This window comes from Streptomyces sp. NRRL S-31, from assembly GCF_000718775.1.
GTDB lineage: Bacteria > Actinomycetota > Actinomycetes > Streptomycetales > Streptomycetaceae > Streptomyces.
In genome coordinates this window covers 116,886-138,324 of sequence record NZ_JOCB01000009.1, presented here as the reverse complement: position 1 = coordinate 138,324, position 21,439 = coordinate 116,886, and the positions used below count along the sequence as shown (strand labels likewise).

Genomic DNA, 21,439 nt, shown 5'->3' with positions numbered 1-21,439 from the left:
TCGTGAGCGCGCTCTTCGAGCCCATCACCCTGCGCGAAGTGACCATCCCGAACCGGGTGTGGATGGCCCCCATGTGCCAGTACTCGGCCGAACCGGAGGGCCCGCTCACCGGCGCCCCGCACGACTGGCACTTCGCGCACTACGCGGCGCGGGCCGCCGGCGGCACCGGTCTGATCGTGGTGGAGGCCACCGCGGTCGCGCCGGAGGGCCGGATCTCCCCGTACGACCTCGGGCTCTGGAACGACACCCAGGTGGAGGCGTTCCGCCGGATCACCCGCTTCCTCGTCGCCCAGGGCACCGTGCCGGCCATCCAGCTCAATCACAGTGGCCGCAAGGCATCCACCGAGCGGCCCTGGAAGGGCGGCGCGCCCGTCGGCCAGGACGCCCACGGCTGGCAGCCGTACGGCCCGAGCCCGGTCCCGTTCGACGAGGGTCACCCCGTCCCGACCGAGTTGACGGTCGATCAGATCGGCGAGATCGTCGGTCAGTTCGCCGCCGCCGCGCGCCGGGCGCTCGCCGCGGGCTTCGAGGCCGTCGAGGTGCACGGCGCCCACGGCTACCTGATCCACCAGTTCCTCTCCCCGCATTCCAACCGGCGCACGGACGCCTACGGCGGCTCCTACGAGAACCGCGCCCGGTTCGCCCTGGAGGTCGTGGACGCCGTACGCGAGGTGTGGCCCGCGGACAAGCCGCTGTTCTTCCGCGTCTCGGCGACCGACTGGCTGGAGGAGGACGGCTGGACGCCGGACGACACCGTGCGCCTCGCCCGCGATCTGCACGCCCACGGCGTCGACCTGCTCGACGTCTCCACCGGCGGCAACGCCGCGCGGGTCAGCATTCCGACCGGTCCCGGCTACCAGGTTCCGTTCGCCGCCCGGGTGAAGGACGAGTCCCCGTTGCGGGTCGGCGCCGTCGGTCTGATCACCGAGGCCGGGCAGGCCCGGAAGATCGTGGAGAACGGCGAGGCGGACGTGGTGCTGCTCGGCCGGGAGCTGCTGCGCAACCCGTCCTGGGCCCGGCAGGCCGCCCGGGAGCTGGGCGCGGAGATCCGGGTGCCGGACCAGTACCACCGCTCGGTCTGACCCGGCCCCGCGCCACCGGCGGCGGCCCCGGCCCCCACGACCCGGCGGCCCGACCGCCACCACCCACGGCCCGGTGGGCTGACCCGCCACCACCCATGAGCCGTCGGCTCGACCCGCCACCACCCACGGCCCGGTGGGCCGGGGCGGTCCGCCCGGCGGGTGCCGCGCCGGTCAGGATGTCCGCAGCAGGCGGCCGATGGTCTGTTCCAGGCGGGGCAGGGTGCGCTGGCCCGCCAGGGCCAGCGCGATCGCGGCCGCGACCCCGGCCCAGGCGACCGGACCGAGCGGGGTGCAGCCGAAGAGGCGGCTGACGCCCGGGGTCTGCACCGCGGCGACCAGGGCCAGGGCGGAACCCAGGGACGTGACCTGCACCAGCCGGCTGTCCCGCCGGTCGAGCAGGGTCTGCACGAGCTGCGTCCCCACCACCCCGCACAGCGCCATGGTGCTGGAGCGCCGGGCGGTGCCCGGGGTGAAGCGGCCGATCAGCCAGGCCGTCACCGCGCCCAGACACGTGGTCAGGGCCCGGTGCCGGATCTGCCGCAGCAGGGGTTCGCCCAGCACGCCGGCGGCCTCCTCCACATGCCCCAGGTCGGCCTCGCCCTCCTTCTCGGTGACCGCCACCGCCATCGACGGGAACAGGTCGGTGAACAGGTTCACCATCAGCATCTGCCGGGTGGACAGCGGCGCCCGCCCGGACAGCAGCGTCCCGAGGATGCCGAAACCGACCTCGCCCGCGTTGCCGCCGATCAGGATGGCGATCGCGTCGGCCACGCTGTGCCACAGGGCGCGGCCCTCGCCGACCGCGTCGATCAGCACCGTCAGGTCCTCGTCGGTCAGCACGATGTCCGCGGCGTTGCGGGCGGCGGCCGAGCCGCGCGCGCTGATGCCGACGCCGATGTCGGCGGCGCGGATCGCCGCGGCGTCGTTGGCGCCGTCGCCGACCATGCCGACCACCCGGCCCGCGTCCCGCAACGCCTCCACGACCTGGAGCTTCTGCTCGGGCGCCACCCGGGCCACCACGCCCGCGTCGCGCAGCATCCGGGCCCGGGCGGCTCGGTCCGCCGCGGCCAGCTCGTCACCGGTGACCACCACGGTGTCCTCGGGCCAGCCCAGATCGGCGGCGATCGACCGCGCGGTCTGCGGGTGGTCGCCGGTGAGCATGACCGGTCGTACACCGGCCCCGTTCAGCCCGTTCACCAGCGCGGTGGAGGTCTCGCGCGGCACGTCGGACAGCGCCAGCAGGCCGGTGAACCCCAGGTCTCCCAGCGGTCGGTCGAGGGCCTCGGACACCTGCTCGTCCGCGCCGAGCCGCCGTTCGGCCACGGCCAGCACCCGCAGGCCGCCCCCGGCGAGCGCGTGGGCGGCGTCGGCGGCGTGCCCGGGCAGCTCGGAGCACGCGGGCAGCACGGTCTCCGGGGCGCCCTTGACCACCAGCACGGGCGGCCCGTCCCCGCTCCGGCCGACGGCGGCGGCGTACCCGCGCGCGGCCTCGAACGGCAGGCCGGCGAGCTGCGTCCAGTCCGGATCGGGCTCCGCGGCGGTGAGCACGGCCTCGTCGGTGGCGTGCACCGGCTGCTCGGAGCCGCCGTTCAGCTGTGGGCAGGCCCGCGCGGCGGCCCGGATCGTGCGCGCGGAGCCGGTGTCGTCCACCGCGTGGACGGCGCCCTCGGTGTCGGTGGTGCGCACCAGCCGCAACCGGTTCTCGGTGAGCGTGCCGGTCTTGTCGAAGCAGATGGTGTCCATCCGGCCCAGCGCCTCCAGCGTGCGCGGGGTGCGCACCAGGACGCCGCCCCGGCTCAGCCGCCGGGCGGCCGCCAGCTGGGCGACGGTGGCCACCAGCGGCAGCCCCTCGGGTACGGCCGCGACGGCCACCGCCACGCCGCCGCTGACCGCCTCCCGGATCGGGGTGCCGCGCAGCAGCGCCAGGCCCGTCACCGCGGCGCCGCCCGCCAGGGTCAGCGGCAGCGCCTTGCGGGTGAGTTCCTGGAGCCTCGCCTGCACTCCGCCGGCCGGGGGCGTCCGGGCGGCGAGGTGGACCGCGCGGGCGGCCTCGGTGCGGTCGCCGGTGTCGACCACGAGGGCCCGCGCCTCCCCCGCCACCACGGTCGTCCCCTCGAAGACCATGCAGCGCCGGTCGGCCACGGGGGCGTGCGGCGTGGGGTCCGTCTGTTTCTCCACGGGCAGCGACTCGCCGGTCAGGGCGGACTCGTCCACCTCCAGCCCCTCCTGCCACAGCAGCCGGGCGTCGGCGGGCACCACGTCGTCCGCCTTGAGCTGGATCACCTGGCCGGGCCGGAGCCGGCCCGCCTCCACGGTGCGGGTGCCGTCGGCCGGGGCCTCGTCCGGCGGCGGCACCAGGCGCGCCCGCTGCTTCTGCTCCGCGACCAGCCCGGACATCGCCCGCTCGGCCCGCAGCCGCTGGACGCCGCCGACCAGCGCGTTCAGGTCGAGGGCACCGACGACGAGGAGCGCGTCCACGACCGAGCCGAGGATCGCGGAGGCCGCCGAACCGACCGCCAGCACCGGGGTGAGCGGATCGTGGAGTTCCCCGCGGACGGCGCGGCCGAGCTGGTAGGACCAGCGGGCGGGCGCGACGGCCGGATGTCGGGTGACGCCCTCGGCGGCCTTGCGCAGCCGGGCGGTCAGCGACGTGCCGGTGCCGGCGGCCGGCTCGTGTGCCAGCCGTTCCCTGGCCTCGTCCGGGCCCAGTTCGTGCCAGTGCACCCGGGGCCGCGGGTGCGGGGCGCCGGCCGCCGCCACACCCAGCGCGGCCCGCGTCCCGGACAGCAGCGCGGTCGCGGCACCCGCGTCGACGGGTGCGTGCCGCAGTCCCGGCAGCAGGGCCCGGCGGCCGCCTCCGCCGCCGGACTCGCCGACGGCGACGAGCAGCCCGGACAGCGCGGCACCGGAGCGCGCCAGCGTCTGGGCACGGTGTCCGACCGCTCGGGCGGCCGGCACCGCCGTCAGGATCCGCCACACGTCGGGCAGGCCGTGCGGGCCCAGGATGTCCGCGCCCCAGACGACGGCGGCGTCCTGGTCGGTGAGGGCGACCGCGACGTCGGCGGCGCGCAGTGCGGCCAGGACGTCGTGCTCGTCGGCCGTGCGCACCCGGGCGACGACCAGTACGGCGCCCTCGTCGCCGCGCGCCTCGTACACCACGTCGTCCAGCGGCCGGCGGGCGTCGACGACCCGGTCGGCCAGCCCGGTGAAGTCCTCCAGCGCGGGATCGTCCACCAGCACGACCCGCAGTCCGGCCCGGCGGGCGGCGTCCAGCACCGGCTCGGCCCACGGGTCGGCCTCGCCGTCCCCGGTGCGCAGGGCGCCGGAGTGCAGGACGACCGTGCCGGCCATCTCCAGCTGGCGCATCCGCTCCGGGTCGCGGACCAGTACGCCCGTGCGGGACAGGGCGGTGCTCAGTACGGCGTGGAAGGCGGCGGGACCGTAGCGGGCGGCCTTCGGGGAGCCGGCCAGCACCGCCTCCGCCGCCTCGGCGCCGTCGTGCTTGACCAGCAGGGTGGCCGCCGCGCCCAGCACGCTGCCCGCGGAGGCGTGGGCCGCGTACTCCTGGGCCGGTGAGACGCGCAGCGGGGGGCGCGGCGGGCCGTCCGGGGCGAGGCTGGTCCGGCGCGGCGCGCACAGCTGGTCGTGCACCATGTCGAAGGCGGCCGAGCGGGCCACGGTCTCGGCGAGCTGGAAGGCGCGCAGGACGCCGTCGAGCACCAGCGAGCTGGGCGTCTGCCCGGCGCCGTGCACGGCCGCGTTGGCGCAGGCCAGCACGAGGTCCATGGGGGTGGCGCCGATCCGGGCGCGCAGCCGGGCACGGAAGCGCGGGTTCTCCCGCAGCAGGGTCACGACCGCGGTCGCCACCCGGGGCGAGGGCGGCAGCCGCAGCGAGTACGCGGTCAGGCCGACGGCGATCCCGGCGGCGTCGGCGGCGAGCGCCGCCGCCGCGGCGCGCACCCCGGCCGGGTCGGCGGGGTGGGTGATCTCCTCCACGTCCCCGCCGGCGAGCACCAGGCCGTGCCGTTCGGCCAGGTCGGCCGCGTGGTCCAGGACCCGGTCGGCGGCCTCCTCACCGGTCGCGGTCACCACCAGTCGGGAGAGTCCCTGGTCCCAGTAGGCGAAGAGCACATCGGGATGGTCCGCGAGTGCCTCGGCCACCCGGCGCGCCAGCTCCCCGGTGCCGCCCGCGCGCCGCGCCCGGTCCCGCTCGACGGGACGTACGGCGAGGTGGGCGCGGGCGCCGGAACGCCAGTGCGCCCCGGCGCCGGGGAGCGCGTTGCGGGCCACCCGGGCGATCCGCGCGGCGGCGTCCGCGCCGCGCACGCCGGCGCGCGCCGTACCGGCGGCGGCACCGGCGGCCAGTCCGGCCACCGGTGCCGCCGCCCGCGCGAGCAGGCGTGGGACCGCGGGCAACAGGCGGGCGGCGGTCGACGGCGCCGTCAGCAGACCCACCACCATGACCTCCTCAGAGCGTGGTGCGGTCGGGCCGCGCGGTCGGGCCGAGGGGGCCGGAGGACGTCCGGGCCGCCGACGCCCGGGTTCCGTGGGCGGAACCGTGGGCGGACTCCGGTGGACCGGCCGCCCCCGGGTGACCTGATCCCTTCGCCCCGGGGCCCGCGACGGGTCCGGGGGCCTCGGTGCCCTCGGCGGCCCCCGGTCCGGCCGCCTGGCCGTGTCCGGGGCTCCCGGCGCCGGACCGCAGGGCCGCGGTGCCCAGGTCGTGGGCGGGTTCGGGCTCGGGCTCCCGTGCGGCCACGTCCGCCCGCGGGGCGGGCCTGGGCTGGGTGAGCCAGGCCACCGCCGCGCCCGTGAGCGCGACCGGCCACTCCACCACGCCCGCCGCGCCGAGCACCCCGGCCCCGGCGTACACCGCCATGCGCCGTCCCCGGGGCGAGACCGCTCCAACCTTGTCCAGTGTTTCCTCGGCGGCCCTGCTCACCGTTCCGGCGCCGGGCACCCTGCGCAGTACCGAGGCGGCGCCGCGCAGGGGCGCCGTGAGGGCCGACGACGACTTCTGCTCAGCCATGACTCTCCTCGGGTGAGTTCGCCTTACGTGCCCCACCGAGTGCCCGCGACCGCGCTGGTCATCCCCTTTCACCGGAAACGTCCGCAATTGCCTTCTATCGGAAACGTCCGCGGTTGCCGTTCGCCGGGGACGTCCGCACTTACCAGGGAACGCCACGGCTTCCGTCGGCGCCACACGCCACGTTCGCTCCGCCGGCCACGCCTGGTGGCCCGGCTCGGCGGACATCATCTGCGCGTGAGCCCTGCCGGGCCGCCCGGCGGCGGGCCGGCCCCTCGTCACCTCATGTGGCGGCCGTCCTGCCGCGCCACTTCCCGGACAGCACGAGATGGGCGGCGACGCCGAAGACTAGGCCCCAGAACGCCGAGCCGATGCCGAAGAGGGTGACGCCGGAGGCGGTGGCCAGGAACGTGATCAGCGCGGCCTCGCGGTCCTTCTCCTCCTTGACCGCGCCCGTGATGCCGCCGGCGAGCGCGCCGAGCAGGGCCACACCGGCGATCGCGGCCACCAGTTCCTTCGGCAGTCCGGCGAAGAAGGCCACCAGCGTGGAGCCGAAGGCGCCGATCAGCAGGTAGAAGGCACCACAGGAGACACCGGCCACGTAGCGCCGCCGCGGATCGGGGTGCGACTCGGGACCGGTGCAGATCGCGGCGGTGATCGCGGCCAGGTTGACCGCGTGCGCCCCGAAGGGGGCGAGCGCCGTCGACACCAGTCCGGTGGTGCCGATCAGCAGCCGGTCATCAGCCTCGTACCCGGAGGCGGAGAGCACCGCCATGCCGGGAGCGTTCTGCGTGGCGAGCGTGGCCAGGATCAGCGGCACGGCGACGCCGATGAGCGACGCGACGGAGAACTCCGGCGTGGTGAGCACCGGCCGGGCCAGCTCGATGCTGTCGACGTGGACGTGCAGTCTCGAGGTGGCCGCGCTGCCGACGACGCCCACGGCCAGCGCGATCAGCACCGCGTACCGGGGCAGCAGCCGCTTGCCCACCAAGTAGGCCGCCAGCACGGCTCCGGCGATGACCGGCGCCGTCTTCAGCGAGGTGAAGACGTGGGTGCCGAAGCTGAACAGGATGCCCGCCAGCATCGCCGAGACGACCGCTGTCGGCACCTGGCGCATCAGCCGACCGAACACCCCGGTCACCCCGACCAGCGCGATGACGGCGCCGGTGACGAGGAACGCGCCGACGGCCTCGGCGTAGGGGTAGGCGCCGAGGCTCGTGACGAGCAGTGCCGCGCCCGGCGTCGACCAGGCGGTGATCACCGGCATCCGGGTGCGCAGGCTCAGCCCGATGCAGGTCAGACCGCTGCCGATGGATATGGCCCAGACCCAGGAACTGGTCTGCGCGGTGTCGAGGTGCCCCGCCGAGGCCGCCGACAGCACGATGGCCAGCGGTCCGGAGTAGGAGACGACGACGGCCACGAGGCCCGCAAGTACGGCGGACGGCGACGCGTCGCGCAGCAGCCGGGGCCGGCTCGCCGCGGCGGCCGGCTCCGGTCCCCCGGGCCCCTCCCGCTCCGAGCGGTCGGGAGCGGAGGACGGTGCGGTGGTGTCCGTCTCGGTGGACTCGGGGCTCAACGGTCCTCCTTCGCTGCCCTTTCCAGGGCCTGTTCCAGGTCGGCGACGACATCGGCCGGGTTCTCCGGGCCGAGGGAGAGCCGGACCGTGTCCGACGGTCCGGCGGTCCGGTGCTGCCCGGCCCATCGCAGGTGCGGCGGTGTTCGACGCACCTTTCCACACCGCTCAACGACGTGGCACGGGTGCAGAGTTCGCGGCTCCGCGCGAGGCGCGGGGAGCGCTGCCGGTCCCCCGCGACGCGCGGGGAGAGCATGCCGCCGAATCCGCCGGTCATCCGGCGGGCGGCGGGAACGGCCGCGGACACCGCTTCCCGGTTCGGGCGTCGGGAGCCGGGCCACGTGGATGCCTCGTTCCGCGGTCACTGCCGCTCGTCCCGCGCGCCGAGCGCCGCGGCGAGTTCCCGCCGGTATCCGGCGTACGCCGTGCGCAGGGCGTCCCCCGGCCAGTCGGGCGGCAGCAGCGCGGGCGGCAGGACCGGGTCCGTGAGCAGGTGGCGGACGGCCGCCGCGTAGACGGTGAGCCGGTCGGCCGGGCGGGCGGCATCGTCCGCGCGGGTGAGCAGCAGCCGGGCGCCGGATGCCCAGTCGGCCAGCGGCCAGAGCCGGGCGGCCAGCTCGCGCGGGGGCTCCTCGGGGCGGGCCGTGTACGCGAGCGCCACCCGGCGCACGTCGGAGGGGAGCGGCCGGTCCAGGTTGGCCGGGCGCAGCCACACGCCCTCACGGAGTTCGGCCAGGCGCAGGGCGGCCAGCCGGGCGCGCAGGTCGGCGCGTTCGGCGGGGCCGCGGCCGGTCGCCGTGATCACCACCATCTCCCAGTCGCCGTGCCACGCGCGCGTGCGCGGGTCGGCGGCGTCGTCCTGGCGGCGCTGCCGGTCCAGCAGCCGGTCGCTGAGCCGGTAGACGGCGTCCGTGCGCCGCAGGTCACCGGCGGCCACCATCCGGCTGAGCGCCGCCCGCAGCGTGGAGCCGCCGACCCCGAACGGCTCCACGAGCCGCACCAGGTCCTTCACCGGCAGCTCCGGCGGATGCGCGCCGAGGAGCAGGCTCAGCACGACCGACCGGGCGGACAGCGGTCGCAGACCCGCCGCAGCCGGTTCCGCAGGGACGTTCACGCACATGGGTCCGTACTGTACGTGCGTCTTCTTGTTGCAGCATTGCTACGACCGCAGAGTAAGTGCAACATGGTCGTATGGTCTCGATTCCCGCGCAGTCGCCGGTTCAGCCGCAGTCCGCCACGCACGACGTCACCAACCAGGCGCCACCGCTCGCCCCGTACGACGCCGCCGCCGACCAGGCCCTGCTGGAGGGGTTGCGCCGGGAGGGCGCCGGGTGGGCGGAGGACGACGTGCGCCGGCTCGGCGCGCGGGCCGGCAGCGCGGATGCGCAGGAGTGGGGCGAGCTGGCGAACCGGTACGAGCCGGTGCTGCGCACCCACGACCGCTACGGCCACCGCGTCGACGAGGTGGAGTTCCACCCCGGCTGGCACCACCTGATGCGGACAGCGGTCGCCGCCGGCCTGGCCGGCGCCCCGTGGGCGGACGAGCGGCCGGGCGCGCACGTGGCCCGGACCGCGGGCGGGCTGGTGTGGGGGCACACGGAGGCGGGACACGGCTGCCCCACGTCGATGACGTACGCCGCCGTGCCCGCCCTGCGCGCCCAGCCGGACCTCGCCAAGGTCTACGAGCCGCTGCTCACCAGCCGGGAGTACGACCCCGTGCTGCGCGTGCCCACCGACAAGCCCGGGCTGCTCGCCGGAATGGGCATGACCGAGAAGCAGGGCGGCTCGGACGTGCGGACGAACACCACCACGGCCACGCCCACCGCCGAGGACGGCGTGTACACGCTGCGCGGCCACAAGTGGTTCACCTCGGCGCCGATGTGCGACGTCTTCCTGGTTCTCGCGCAGGCTCCGGGCGGGCTGTCGTGCTTCCTGGTGCCCCGCGTCCTGCCGGACGGCACCCGCAACACCTTCCGCGTCCAGCGGCTGAAGGACAAGCTGGGCAACCGGTCCAACGCCTCCTCCGAGCCGGAGTTCGACGGGACCGTGGCCTGGCTCGTGGGGCCGGAGGGGCGGGGCGTGAAGACCATCATCGAGATGGTCAACTGCACCCGCCTGGACTGTGTGATGTCCTCGGCCACACTGATGCGCAAGACCCTGGTCGAGGCGGGACACCACGCCCGGCATCGCAGCGCGTTCGGCGCCCGGCTGATCGACCAGCCGCTGATGCGCAACGTCCTGGCCGATCTCGCGCTGGAGTCGGAGGCGGCGACGACGCTCACGCTGCGGCTGGCCGGCGCGGCGGACCGCGCGGTGCGCGGGGACACCGGGGAGCGGGCCTTCCGGCGCCTCGCCACCGCCGTGGGCAAGTACTGGGTCACCAAGCGGGGCCCCGCCTTCACCGCCGAGGCCCTGGAGTGCCTGGGCGGCAACGGGTACGTCGAGGACTCCGGCATGCCCCGGCACTACCGGGAGGCCCCGCTGCTGTCGATCTGGGAGGGCTCCGGCAACGTCAACGCGCTCGACGTGCTGCGCGCCCTGGGCCGCGAACCGGACACCGCCGAGGCCCTGTTCGCCGAACTCGCCCTCGCGCGCGGGGCCGACGCCCGCCTGGACACGGCCGTGGCCGCGCTGCGGGACGAGATGGCCGGAACAGGTCCGGCGGGAGCCCGCCGGCTGGTCGAGCGGATGGCGCTGGCGCTCCAGGCGTCCCTGCTCGTACGGCACGCTCCGCACCCGGTCGCGGACGCCTTCTGCGCGACCCGGCTGGGCGGCGACTGGGGGCACTCGTTCGGCACCCTGCCCGCCGGGACCGACCTCGGCGCCATCCTGGAACGCGCCCTGCCCGACCGGGACTGACGCCCTCGCGCGCGTGCGCGCGGCGTGCCTCGATGGAGCGGTCCGCGGTAACCGGATACTTCGCCCTCACGCGCGTGCGCGCGATGCGCCTCGTGGCCGGTGACCGCCGACGGATCGCACACGGTCAGCAGGTGTCTCCGGACCGTTGTCACTGCCGTGGTGCACACTCGCGATCAGGTGGCGCTCGGCTGGGGAGGGCAACGTGTTCACGGGGATCGACGAGGTCGACTGGGCCTCGCTGCGGCACGCGCACGGCAGCGCCGAGGACGTGCCCGGCTGGTTACGGGCGCTGGCGTCCGCCGATTCCGCCGAGCGGGCGACCGCGCTCGACGGGATGTACGGCGCGGTGCACCACCAGGGCAGGGTCTACGACTCGACGCTCGCCTGCGTCCCCTTCCTGTTCGCGCTGGCCGCGCGCGAGGCGGTGCCGGACCGGGGCTGCGTCGTGGAACTGCTGGTCAGCATCGGCGGGGACGGCACCGAGGGCGCGGACCGGGACGGGCGGGCGCGGGCGGCGGTGCGCGCGGGCGCCGGGGCCTTCGCCGTGCTCGCCGGGGACCCGGACCCCGCGGTGCGGCAGGCGGCGGCCGGGGCGCTGGTGCGCTTCCTGGACGATCCCCCCGAGGGTCCTGGAACTGCTGCGGCAACGGCTGCGCGCCGAGCGGGACGACCGTGTCCTGCCGGTCCTCACGGAGGCGCTCGGCCTGTTCGCGCGCCGGCACCCGGGCTGCGCCGACGACGCGGTGGACCTCCTGGCCGAACAGAGCGCGCCGCCCTACGCGCCGGGGCTGCGGCTCGCGGCGCTCGGCCAGCTCGCGCTCCGCGCGCCCGGCCGGCTCCCCGCCGACCCGGTGCCGGTGGCGGTCCGCCTGCTGCGGCAGCGGTCCGCGCAGCGCCACCGGACGCGGGAGCGGTCCGGCACGGACACCCTGGTGCGCCGGATACGCCGGCTGCGGCCATCCGACGAGCAGGGCGCCGCGCTGCTGCGCACCCTGCACGGTGCGCTCGGTGACCGGGTGGGCGACCGGATCGCCCTGCTCACCTGCCAGTTGACCAGTCCCGACCCGGTGGACCGGTGCAACGCGGTGTGGATGTCGGCGGGGCTGTTCCGTGGCTGGCGCGGCGCGTACGACGAGCCCGTACGGCTGCTCGGCGCACAACTGGGCACCGAGGAGGACCGGTTGCGGGACGCGGCGGTCTCCGCGCTGGCGGAGCTGTACGCCCTGGCCGCGCCCGCCGCGGACGCCCTGCACGCGCTGGTCGCCGCCCGGCCCGACCTGTGGACGCGCCGCTGGGAACGATGTCCGCCCGCCCTGGGCGGCCCGCTCAAGGCACTGGCCAGGACCGATGATCGCCGGGCGGTCCCGGCCCTCGCGCAACTGCTGGCCGGGCCCGCGGCGCCCGTCGGACTGGGCTGCGAGGCCGCGCACCTGGGTCCTGTCGTCAAAGTCCCGCCGTCCGCCCGGAGGGCGGGCCTCGCGGCGTCAGGTGCGTGCTCCGGGGGTCCCCCCGGCCGAAGGCTGGGGGAGTGCCGGGCACCGTCCCTCGTACTGGACGTACTCGGGTCGGGGCCCGGTGCGGCGAGTGGGGGCACCTCCCACGCCCTTGAGGCAGTGGGGGAGCGTGCATGGCGTCGCGAGGCAGGCGGGAGTCTGACGACAGGGCCTGGGCCCGGCCGCCGCTCCCTAGGCCCCCGCGCTGCGCGACCGCCTCGGCCGGATACCGCTCGACTCCCCCGGCGCCGCCCGGCTGGCCACCCCGCTGCTGACGGCCATCAGCGCCATCGGTGACCAGGGCGCCGTCCCCGAGCTGCTGCGGCTGCTCTCGGGCTCCCCCGACGGCCTGGGAGCGCGGGACGCGATCGCCGGCCGGGTGATCGAGGCGCTGACCGGGCTGGGGGCCGCCGCCGAGGCGGCACCGATCCTGCGGACCCTGCTGCGCACCCGGCACGCGCCCGTCGCGGCGGGCGCGCTGTGGTCGGCCGACGGGGACGCCCACGCCGTGCTCCCCTTCCAGGTCGCCGGGTTGGCACACACCGACCCGGCGGTCCGCGGCGCCGTGGTCCGCCGACTCGGCGCCCTGGGTCCGGCGGCCCACCGCGCGCTGCCCGAGCCGCGCCGGCTCCTTCGGTCGGGGCCGGTGCGGGAACGCGTACCGGCCGCGTGCGCGCTCTGGCGCATCACGGGGGACGCCGCCCTGGTCCGGCCCGTGTTCCGCGCCGCCTGGTCGGCGGACCCGCGCACCCGCGTCCCCATCGCCCGCTGCCTGACCGCACTGGGCCCCGCCGCCGCGCCGCTGCGCGACCTGCTCGCCGCCGAACTGTCCCGGCCACGCCGCCACACGGCCCACGGGGACGCCTACGCCCCTCGCGACATCCCCGACGACGAGGAACTGCTGCGCATCGGCCGGGAGGTGCTGGCGGAGACATAGGCGGGGACGGGAGCAGGGGCGGCACGGGAGCGGGAAGCGGGGGCGGGGCCGGGAGGAGCTGGTCTGCTCCCGGCACCTGCGACGGGCGTTCCCGCGAAGGCGGGTGCAGCCGGCGTCGCGAGCCGCACCGCCAAGGCCGGAAACCGTGCCGCCGAAACCCCAGGCTGTGCCGCCAGAACGGTGGGCCGCACCGCCAAGGCAGTACGCCGCGCCCCCAACTCGGCGAGCCTGGCCGCCGGGGCCGCAGGCAACGTCGGCAGGGCGACGGACCGCGCTGCCAGGGCCGCACGCCACCCCGCGAGCGCGGCGAGTCGCGCTGCCGGGGCCATAGGGCCGCTCCCGGCGCCGCAGGCCGCGTTGTCGGGGCAGCCGGTGAGTGAGTCCAGGCGGGGTCAGACCATGCGTCCCCACTGCGGGCCCAGGCGGGCCCATTCCGTGTCCCATGCCTCCATGCGCCCGCGCTCCAGCCGGCTCCGCGCCGCCAGGCCGCCGACGAAGGGGACGGCCGCGGCGCCCACGCCGATCAGGACGCCGGTCAGCGTCGCCCGGAAGGCGGCCTCGGAGGCGGCGGTGGGGCGGCCGGCGAGCCGGCCCCGTGCGTCGGTCCAGACGGTGACCCGCGTACCGGGCTCGCTGCCGGGCCCCACCCGGACCCGGCCGGTGCGGACGGAGCCGTCGGCCGCGGTCCAGCGCACCTTCGCCCAGACCCGTTCACCGGCGGAGGCGTGGCCGCCCCGCTCGGGGAACGCCCCCGGAACCCGCGCGACGACCCTGGCCACGGCGGGCCACCGGCTGTTCCGCTCCCGGGCGAGTCGGTGCTCCACCGAGCCGGCCGCCACGAGACCCGATAGCACTCCGGCCAGGACCGTCAGCAGACAGGCGCCGAGCACCACCCAGGCTTCCACCACGTCGGCCCGGCGTTTGAGCGGGTTGCGCCGCCAGCGCCACAGCCACACCCTCGGACCACGGAACGCCTTCAAGGGCATCCTCCTCACGAGCGCACCGACCGGCCGGAACGCCCTCCCGTACGTGGGAACCCGCTCCGTTGCTCACGACGAGCCGTCACCCCGACGGTCGCACGAGACACCCCCCGGCCGCAGGCGCATGCCGCAACGGAACCGGCCGTTCTCGGCCACCATCCGGCGACACAGGCCGTGACCTGCGCGGACGCCCGCTTCAGGGCGGAGTGTCAGTGGCGGGGTGCAGACTGGCCGGTATCTGACGACTACCCGGACAAAGGCGTCCCGGAGGTGATCGGCATGGCCGAGGTACTGCTCGCGGTGGGCACCAGGAAGGGCCTGTTCATCGGGCGGCGGCGGGGCGGCGGCCCCTGGGAGTTCGACGCGAGTCCGTATTTCAACGCGCAAGCCGTCCACTCGGTCGCGATCGACACCCGGACGTCCCGGCCCCGGCTGCTGGCGGGCGGCGACAGCGCGCACTGGGGTCCGTCGGTGTTCCACTCCGACGACCTCGGCCGCACCTGGACCGAACCGGCCCGGCCGGCCGTGCGGTTCCCGAAGGACACCGGCGCCTCCCTGGAGCGCGTCTGGCAGCTGCACCCGTCCGCCGCCGAACCGGACGTGGTGTACGCGGGCACGGAGCCGGCCGCGCTGTACCGCTCGGCGGACCGCGGCGAGAGCTTCGCGCTGGTCCGGCCGCTGTGGGAGCACCCGACCCGCTCCCGCTGGGTGCCCGGCCTGGGCGGCGAGGGCCTGCACACGGTGCTCACCGACGCGCGCGATCCGCGGGCCGTGACGGTGGCCGTCTCCGCGGCGGGGGTGTACCGCACGACGGACGGCGGTGCGAGCTGGTCGCCGTCCAACTCCGGTGTCTCGGCGGTGTTCCTGCCCGATCCGGACCCGGAGTTCGGCCAGTGCGTGCACAAGATCGCCAGAGACGCGCGCGACCCGGACCGGCTGTACCTCCAGAACCACTGGGGGGTCTACCGCAGTGACGACGCGGGCGGCCGGTGGTCCGACATCGGCGCGGACCTGCCGTCCACGTTCGGCTTCGCGGTGGCCGCCCATCCGCACCGGGGCGACACGGCGTACGTCTTCCCGATCAACGCCGACACCGACCGGGTGCCCGTCGGCCGGCGCTGCCGGGTCTTCCGCACCGCCGACGCGGGACGGACGTGGCAACCGCTCACCGCGGGGCTGCCGGCCGAGGACCACTACGGCACGGTCCTGCGGGACGCCCTGTGCACGGACGACCACGACCCCGCCGGGGTGTACTTCGGCAACCGCAACGGCGAGGTGTTCGCCTCGGCCGACGACGGCGACAGCTGGCGGCTGCTGGCCGCGCACCTGCCGGACGTGCTGTGCGTACGGGCGGCGGTGGTCGGCTGACCCTTCCGCGCGGGCCGGACGAGAGGAGGCCGGCCGGATCCGCCGGGACGGAGCGGGCCGACGACGCCCCCGGGACGGAGCGGGCCGACGACGGCCGTGGACCGCGACGACCAGCCGGGGCCGTGGGACACGGCGGCTGTCGAGGGCCGCGCTGACCGCCTGCGATCACGGGCGCTCCGGCCGCCGGTTGATCGCCGACGGGTCCGCGGCAGTAGGGTGACGCCCGTGGCACCACGACCTTTGCATGAAATCGTCGAACCGGGCTGGGCGAAGGCCCTGGAACCCGTCGCCGGGCGGATCGCGGAGATGGGCGACTTCCTGCGCGCGGAGATCGCCGCGGGACGCACCTACCTCCCGGCCGGACCGAACGTCCTGCGGGCCTTCCAGCAACCCTTCGACGAGGTACGCGTCCTGATCGTCGGTCAGGACCCGTACCCCACCCCGGGACACGCGGTGGGGCTGTCGTTCTCCGTAGCGCCGGAGGTACGCCCGCTGCCGCCCAGCCTGATCAACATCTTCCGCGAGCTCGACAGCGACCTGGGGTTGCCCCAGCCGTCCACCGGAGACCTCACACCGTGGACGCAGCAGGGCGTACTGCTGCTCAACAGGGCCCTGACCACCGCACCGCGCAGCCCGGCGGCACACCGAGGCAAGGGCTGGGAGGAGGTCACCGAGCAGGCGATCCGGGCCCTGGCGGCACGCGGCAAGCCGCTGGTGTCCATCCTGTGGGGCCGTGACGCCCGCAACCTCCGCCCGCTGCTGGGCACTCTGCCGGCGGTGGAGTCCGCGCACCCCTCGCCCATGTCGGCCGACCGCGGATTCTTCGGTTCGCGCCCCTTCAGCCGGGCCAACGACCTGCTGATGCAGCAGGGCGGGCAGCCGGTGGACTGGCGCCTGCCGTGACCGCCACCGGGTATCTCGCCGTGGACTCCGGCGGTTCCGGCCTGCGGGTCGCCGTCGGTGTGCCGGGGCGGGAGCCCGCGGCCCAGCGGAAGACCCGGGAGCCGGTCCGCACCGGCGCGCGGGGCATCGACCCCGCCCATCTGATGGCACAACTCGCCCCGGTGGCCGCCGCCTTGGTGGCCGAGGCGGGGCTGGAGGGGCTGGGCACGGCGGTGGTCGGGGCCGCGGGGTTCGCCACCCTGGGCGACGCCCTGCGGGCCGAACTGCCCGGCGCGCTCGCCCGGGAACTGGGCGTCGGCACCGTGGCGCTCGCCGCGGACGCCGTCACCGCCTACGCCGGCGCCCTCGGGCCGCGTCCGGGCGCCGTCCTGGCGGCGGGCACCGGACTGATCGCGATCGGTACGGACCTGACGGGCTGGCGGCGGGCCGACGGCTGGGGGCACCTGCTGGGCGACAGCGGCAGCGGCGCCTGGATCGGGCGGGCCGGGCTGGAGGCCGCGCTGCGCGCCCACGACGGCCGGGACGGCGGTTCGGCACCGCTGCTGGCAGCCGCCGAGGAGTTGTTCGGCCCGGTGCGCGACCTGCCCGGCCTGCTGTACCCGCGGACCGACCGGGCCGCCGTACTCGCCTCCTTCGCGCCCCCGGTGGCCGCGTGTGCCGCGCACGACCCGGTCGCGGCGGACATCCTGCGCTCGGCCGCCCGGCACATGGCGGACTCGGTCACCGCCGTGTGCCCGGTGGACGGCGCACCCGAAGTGGCGCTCACGGGCGGCCTGTTCAAGATGGGCGATCCGCTCCTCACACCCCTGCGCGAAGAGCTGGCGCGCAGACTGCCGCACGCCCGGCAGGTCCCGGCCGAGGGGGACCCGCTGCTCGGCTCGGTGCGGATCGCGGCGGACCTGGCGACGGACCGGCTCACCCTGCCGACCGAACCGGCGATGCTGTGCGTGGTCCGCGACGCGGTGAGCGCGACTCCCGTATGAGCGGTTCCGCCCTGATACCGGGTCATGCGTCCGGCATGTGCCCGAACGGGGTGTCCGTCGCACGCAACTCATCAGACAAAATGGGACGGATACCGCTCACCTGCACCCTCCCCGAACGGAGGAACCCGGGAAACCAGTAACATGCGGCGCCATGAGCTCCCCCACTGGACCCGCGTCCGGCCTGCCCGTACGAATGCCGCGACCCCGTCAGCCCGGACGGCACCGCCGCCCGGAGCCGCTGGTGGCTCCCGAGGGCGCGCCCGCGCTCGTCCTCGCGGTGCCCGGCGCGCCCAGCGCCGCCACGCGCAGCCTCGCCGAGGAGGTCGTGAGCATCGCCCGCTCCGAGCTGCCCGGCCTGGACGCCCGGATCGGGTACCTGGACGGGGACGACTCCGAGTTCCCCACGCTCCGCTCCGTGCTGGCGTACTCCGCCGAGGAGCGCACCGCCCGCTACGAGCAGGCCGTCGCCGCCGGGATCGAGGGCGTCAAGAAGCCCGACGGTCCGGTCGCCGTCGTCGTCCCGCTGCTGGCCGGCCCGGACAACGCGCTGCTGCGCCGGATCCGGCAGGCCGTGATGGACAGCCGGGTCGCCGCCGACCTGACCGACGCGCTGGGCCCGCACCCGCTGCTCGCCGAGGCGCTGCACGTACGGCTGTCCGAGGCGGGTCTGGCCCGTGCCGACCGCGCCCGCCTGTTCACCGTGGCCACCGCCGCGGACGGCATCATCCTGGCCTCGGTGGGCGGCGAGGAGGCCGTGCAGGCGGCCGGGATCACCGGCATGCTGCTCGCCGCGCGGCTGGCCGTGCCGGTGATGGCGGCGGCCCTGGACCAGGAGGGTTCGATCTCCGCCGTGGCCGAGCAGCTGCGCTCCTCCGGCTCGCAGCAGCTGGCCCTGGCCCCCTACCTGATCGGTCCGGAGATCGACGCGGAGCTGGTGGCCGCCGCGGCGGAGGAGGTGGGCTGTGCCACGGCCGAGGCGCTGGGGGCGTACCCGGCGATCGGCAAGCTGGCGCTCGCCAAGTACACGACGGCGCTGGGCATCGTCCCGCAGCAGCCGCAGGGCGCCCCGGTCCGCTGACGCGTCACGGCCGGCCGGCCGACCGGCACGCGGCAGCCGTACGGCTCAGGGCCCGCTCCCGACCCGGGGGCGGGCCCTTCGGCATGCCCGTCGGCCTCACCCCGGGGTACCCGGTCCGCCCGTTCCGGGCGGGCTCAGCCGAAGACGACGCAGGAGGCGGCGGTGACTCGCGCGGAGCCGTCGTAGCGCGGAATGCCCGTGGCCTCGTCCACGGCGAACCAGGAGACGTCCCCGGAGCGCTCGTTGGCCGCGTAGAGGTAGCCGTCGAGCTGGGCGAGGGCGCGCGGCCAGCGCCCGCCGCAGGGGACCGTGCCGGTCAGCCGGAGCCCGTCCGCCTCGACGGCGAGGACCGACACGACGTCCTCGCCGCGGGTCGCGGTCCACACGAAGCGGCCGTCGGGCGAGACGACGATCCCCGAGGGGTAGGCGTCGCCGGCCGGTGCGTCCCGCAGCACGGGGACCTCGGACAGCGGCTTCAGCGAGCCGCTCGCGGCGTCCCAGCGGCACACCGTCACCGTGGGGGTCAGCTCGTTGACCACGTAGGCGTGCTCGCCGTCCGGGTGGAAGGCCAGGTGGCGCGGGCCGGAGCCGGGGCGCAGGGCGAACTCGCGGTGCACGGCGAGGCCGCCGTCCGCCAGGGTGCACACCCGCACCGAGTCCGTCCCGAGGTCGACGCTGACCGCCCACCGGCCGCTCGGGTCGGGCTGCACCTGGTGGGCGTGGGGGCCGCGCTGCCGCCGGTCGTGCGGGCCGGAGCCGGTGTGCTGGAGCCGTCCGGAGGGCGCGCCGGCGAGCGTGCCGTCCGGGCGCAGGGGTACGGCGGTGACGCTGCCGCAGCCGTAGTTGGCGGTCAGCACGTGCCCGGCGTACAGGCTGAGGTGGGTGGGGCCGCTGCCGTCGACCGGCACCGGGGCGCCGGCGGGTTCGGGCCGGCCGCCGTTGAGGCGGTAGGCGGCGACGGCTCCCTCGGCCGTCTCGCTGACGGCGTAGAGCGTGTGTCCGTCCGGCGAGAGGGCCAGGTAGGAGGGGTCCGGTACGTCGTTGACGGCGGAGACGAGGGTGAGGGCCCCGCCGTCCGGCGCGATCTCCGCGGTCACCACTCCTGGGCCGCCCGCCGCCGTGAACGATCCGATGAACGCCCGGCGCCTGTCCGCCCTGCCGTCCCGTGTCACCGCTGTCCCCTCTCGATCGAGCCGGTCGAGCCGGTCGCGCCGGTCAGGGGTCGACGGTAGCAGCCGATCAGCGGCGGTCTAGACCATGGAAGCGGGGCGTCAGGGCGGTTCTTCGCCGCGCCGGGGGCCGAAGCTGTCCCCGGGGGGACGGTGTGTCCGCCCAGGGGCGGCACCGGGGGGCGTTCCTCCCCGGCTCAGGCCCCGACCAGTCGGGAGCCGGAGGACGGTGTCCGCAGCGGTTCCGCGAGGTCGGCGAGGGCACGCTCCAGGCCGTGGAGGTGGGCCAGGGCGGGTTCGGCGGGCGGTTCGGCGGGACGGTGGACGGGGTCGGCACGACCGGCGGTCAGGGCCTCGACGGCGGCCTCCACGCGCCAGCACGCGGCGGCGAGCCGGGCGTCGTGCGAGGCCTCGGGGTCGGCGGCGACCGCGACCAGGCCCCGGACCTCCCGGGCGCAGTCGTCGAGCAGCGCCAGGACCCGGCGGGCCCGCGCCTTGCGCGCCGGCACGGGGTGCAGCGGGTGCACCAGCGGGGCCACCGAGAGCCGTACCCGGCCGAGCAGCTGCTCCAGCTCGGCGACGCGCGGCGCCGGGTCGGCCGTCGCGGAGCCGGCGAGGCGGGCGGCCGCCTCGGCGGTGCAGGCGTGCACGCAGCGCAGGGCCCGCTGGATCCACGCGTCGGTGGTGGCGTGCGTGGTGACCGGCAGTACCACCGCGACGGCGAGCGCGGCACCGAGCGCGCCGACACCGGTCTCGACGAGCCGCAGCGCGAGCAGTCCGGGGCTGAGGACGCCGAGGAGGCCGTACAGGGACTCGGCGAGCACCGTCACCCAGAGCATCATCCAGGTGTAGGAGACGGCGGCCGTGTAGAAGATGCCGAAGACGGCGACCGCGACGAGGACGGCCGTCGGGACGGGCGCGCCGTCCACCGGTACGGCGACGAGGAAGCCCAGGCAGACGCCGATCACCGTGCCGAGCACCCGGCGGAAGCCGCGGACCAGGGTCTCGCCGCGCGAGGCGGTGTTGACGAAGATCCACCAGGTGGCGCCGACGGCCCAGTACCAGCGCTGTCCGGACACCAGCTGTCCCGCGACCAGCGCGAAGGCGGCGCCCGCGGTCGCCTGCACGGCCTGCCGCGTGGTCACCCGGGCCAGCCCGGTGCCGAGCGACGGGGCCGGTACGGCGGCCGGGGGCAGCCGGCGTTCGTAGCACCAGACGCCGAACCGCACCAGGGCCGCGGTGAGCACGGAGAGCAGGACGGCGGCGTCCAGCTCGGGCAGCTGGGCCGGGGTGGCGTGCAGGAACTGGGCCACGAAGAAGGTCATGAACGCGAACACGCCGAGGCTGTGCCCGCGCGGACCCCACCGGCGGGCGTAGACGCCGGCGCCCACGACGGCCAGGAAGGCGAGGTCCCGGGCGACGGGGACGTCGTGCAGTTCGGCGGCGGCGGCCAGCACCGGGAGGCCCACGGCGGGGAGCAGGGCGGTGGTGACCGCCTGGCCGCGCACGGTCGGGTCCGTGACGGTGAACAGGGCGAGCAGCGCGGCGAGACCGCCGGTGACCGCACCGACGAGGGAATGCCCGGCGAGTCCGCAGACCACGACCGCCAGACCGATGCCGAGGACGGCCCGCGCGGCGAAGCGCAACCGCGCCCGGCCCGGGTCCGGAGCCGCGAACATCCTCTTCAGCACTGTCACCCTCCCCTGGGAACCCGGATGAACGCCAGTGAACGTCGCTGAACGTCAATGAACACCGACGAACACGACCGGACAATCGACGATCGACCCACGAACACCGGCATGGAAACCGATACGGAAAAGGCGCCGCGGGGGTCCGCAGCGCCATCGACTCGTCCATGAGAGCATCACGGAGGTCACTGGCTCAAGTGTCGCCCGGATCAATGGGCCATCGGACCAGTGCGGGGCGGGCTGCCTGAGCCACCGGAATGCCAACGGCCCAGGTCGGGCGGTACACCGGCGTCGAGGCGC

14 protein-coding genes and 2 pseudogenes are annotated in these 21,439 nt (G+C 76.2%); 8 read left to right on the top strand and 8 right to left on the bottom strand.

Annotation, left to right across the window (positions count from 1 at the left end):
* Positions 1-2 precede the first annotated feature (2 nt).
* On the top strand, positions 3-1,082 hold the full coding sequence (locus IF37_RS0106220; RefSeq protein WP_037855800.1) for an NADH:flavin oxidoreductase/NADH oxidase: 1,080 nt from the start codon (positions 3-5) through the stop codon (positions 1,080-1,082).
* A gap of 171 nt (positions 1,083-1,253) precedes the next feature.
* Here the strand turns inward: IF37_RS0106220 and IF37_RS0106215 are convergent, their stop codons facing one another.
* The 5 genes from IF37_RS0106215 to IF37_RS0106200 all read right to left on the bottom strand — a co-directional run bounded on the left by IF37_RS0106215 (position 1,254) and on the right by IF37_RS0106200 (position 8,801).
* Positions 1,254-5,543, bottom strand: coding sequence for a cation-translocating P-type ATPase (locus IF37_RS0106215; RefSeq protein WP_030737381.1), 4,290 nt, complete (start codon positions 5,541-5,543; stop codon positions 1,254-1,256).
* Positions 5,544-5,550: 7 nt separating this feature from the next.
* Positions 5,551-6,111: a hypothetical protein gene (locus IF37_RS0106210; protein ID WP_030737372.1), complete on the bottom strand. Its 561-nt coding sequence runs from the start codon at positions 6,109-6,111 to the stop codon at positions 5,551-5,553.
* 280 nt (positions 6,112-6,391) lie between these two features.
* Positions 6,392-7,570, bottom strand: a complete 1,179-nt coding sequence (locus tag IF37_RS0106205; protein ID WP_253915663.1) for a benzoate/H(+) symporter BenE family transporter — start codon at positions 7,568-7,570, stop codon at positions 6,392-6,394.
* A gap of 110 nt (positions 7,571-7,680) precedes the next feature.
* Entirely contained in the window at positions 7,681-7,836 is a 156-nt protein-coding gene (locus IF37_RS44345) for a hypothetical protein (protein ID WP_158727291.1), read from the bottom strand.
* A 206-nt stretch (positions 7,837-8,042) separates the two neighbouring features.
* The gene (locus IF37_RS0106200; protein WP_030737364.1) at positions 8,043-8,801 is read right to left on the bottom strand and encodes a PaaX family transcriptional regulator C-terminal domain-containing protein; all 759 of its coding nucleotides are present in this window, start codon (positions 8,799-8,801) and stop codon (positions 8,043-8,045) included.
* Between the two features lie 71 nt (positions 8,802-8,872).
* Here IF37_RS0106200 and IF37_RS0106195 point away from each other — a divergent pair, with 71 nt between their 5' ends.
* The 3 genes and pseudogenes from IF37_RS0106195 (at position 8,873) to IF37_RS40725 (ending at position 12,970) form a co-directional block, all read left to right on the top strand.
* On the top strand, positions 8,873-10,540 hold the full coding sequence (locus IF37_RS0106195) for an acyl-CoA dehydrogenase family protein (protein ID WP_030737361.1): 1,668 nt from the start codon (positions 8,873-8,875) through the stop codon (positions 10,538-10,540).
* Between the two features lie 202 nt (positions 10,541-10,742).
* Positions 10,743-11,934, top strand: a pseudogene (locus tag IF37_RS41180) (HEAT repeat domain-containing protein); the annotation flags it as partial.
* A gap of 478 nt (positions 11,935-12,412) precedes the next feature.
* Complete coding sequence (locus IF37_RS40725) at positions 12,413-12,970, top strand: hypothetical protein (protein WP_030737358.1); 558 nt, start codon at positions 12,413-12,415, stop codon at positions 12,968-12,970.
* A 392-nt stretch (positions 12,971-13,362) separates the two neighbouring features.
* Here IF37_RS40725 and IF37_RS0106180 read toward each other — a convergent pair whose 3' ends face one another.
* Positions 13,363-13,956 (bottom strand): hypothetical protein, encoded by a 594-nt coding sequence (locus tag IF37_RS0106180; RefSeq protein WP_030737356.1) that lies wholly within the window; start codon positions 13,954-13,956, stop codon positions 13,363-13,365.
* A 206-nt stretch (positions 13,957-14,162) separates the two neighbouring features.
* Here IF37_RS0106180 and IF37_RS0106175 point away from each other — a divergent pair.
* The 4 genes and pseudogenes from IF37_RS0106175 to IF37_RS0106160 all read left to right on the top strand — a co-directional run bounded on the left by IF37_RS0106175 (position 14,163) and on the right by IF37_RS0106160 (position 18,282).
* Positions 14,163-15,318: pseudogene (locus tag IF37_RS0106175) on the top strand (WD40/YVTN/BNR-like repeat-containing protein).
* A 225-nt stretch (positions 15,319-15,543) separates the two neighbouring features.
* Positions 15,544-16,221, top strand: a complete 678-nt coding sequence (locus IF37_RS0106170; protein WP_030737352.1) for a uracil-DNA glycosylase — start codon at positions 15,544-15,546, stop codon at positions 16,219-16,221.
* Positions 16,218-17,204, top strand: coding sequence for an N-acetylglucosamine kinase (locus IF37_RS0106165; RefSeq protein ID WP_030737350.1), 987 nt, complete (start codon positions 16,218-16,220; stop codon positions 17,202-17,204). The genes IF37_RS0106170 and IF37_RS0106165 overlap by 4 nt, the downstream gene beginning before the upstream one ends.
* Positions 17,205-17,355: 151 nt before the next feature.
* Positions 17,356-18,282 (top strand): sirohydrochlorin chelatase, encoded by a 927-nt coding sequence (locus tag IF37_RS0106160; RefSeq protein ID WP_106981721.1) that lies wholly within the window; start codon positions 17,356-17,358, stop codon positions 18,280-18,282.
* Positions 18,283-18,416: 134 nt separating this feature from the next.
* On the opposite strand, the gene IF37_RS0106155 is transcribed toward IF37_RS0106160, so the two are convergent.
* The gene (locus IF37_RS0106155) at positions 18,417-19,454 is read right to left on the bottom strand and encodes a lactonase family protein (protein ID WP_030737344.1); all 1,038 of its coding nucleotides are present in this window, start codon (positions 19,452-19,454) and stop codon (positions 18,417-18,419) included.
* A 194-nt stretch (positions 19,455-19,648) separates the two neighbouring features.
* A complete protein-coding gene (locus IF37_RS0106150) occupies positions 19,649-21,142 on the bottom strand; it encodes an FUSC family protein (RefSeq protein WP_030737336.1) in 1,494 nt (497 codons plus the stop codon).
* Positions 21,143-21,439: the final 297 nt, after the last annotated feature.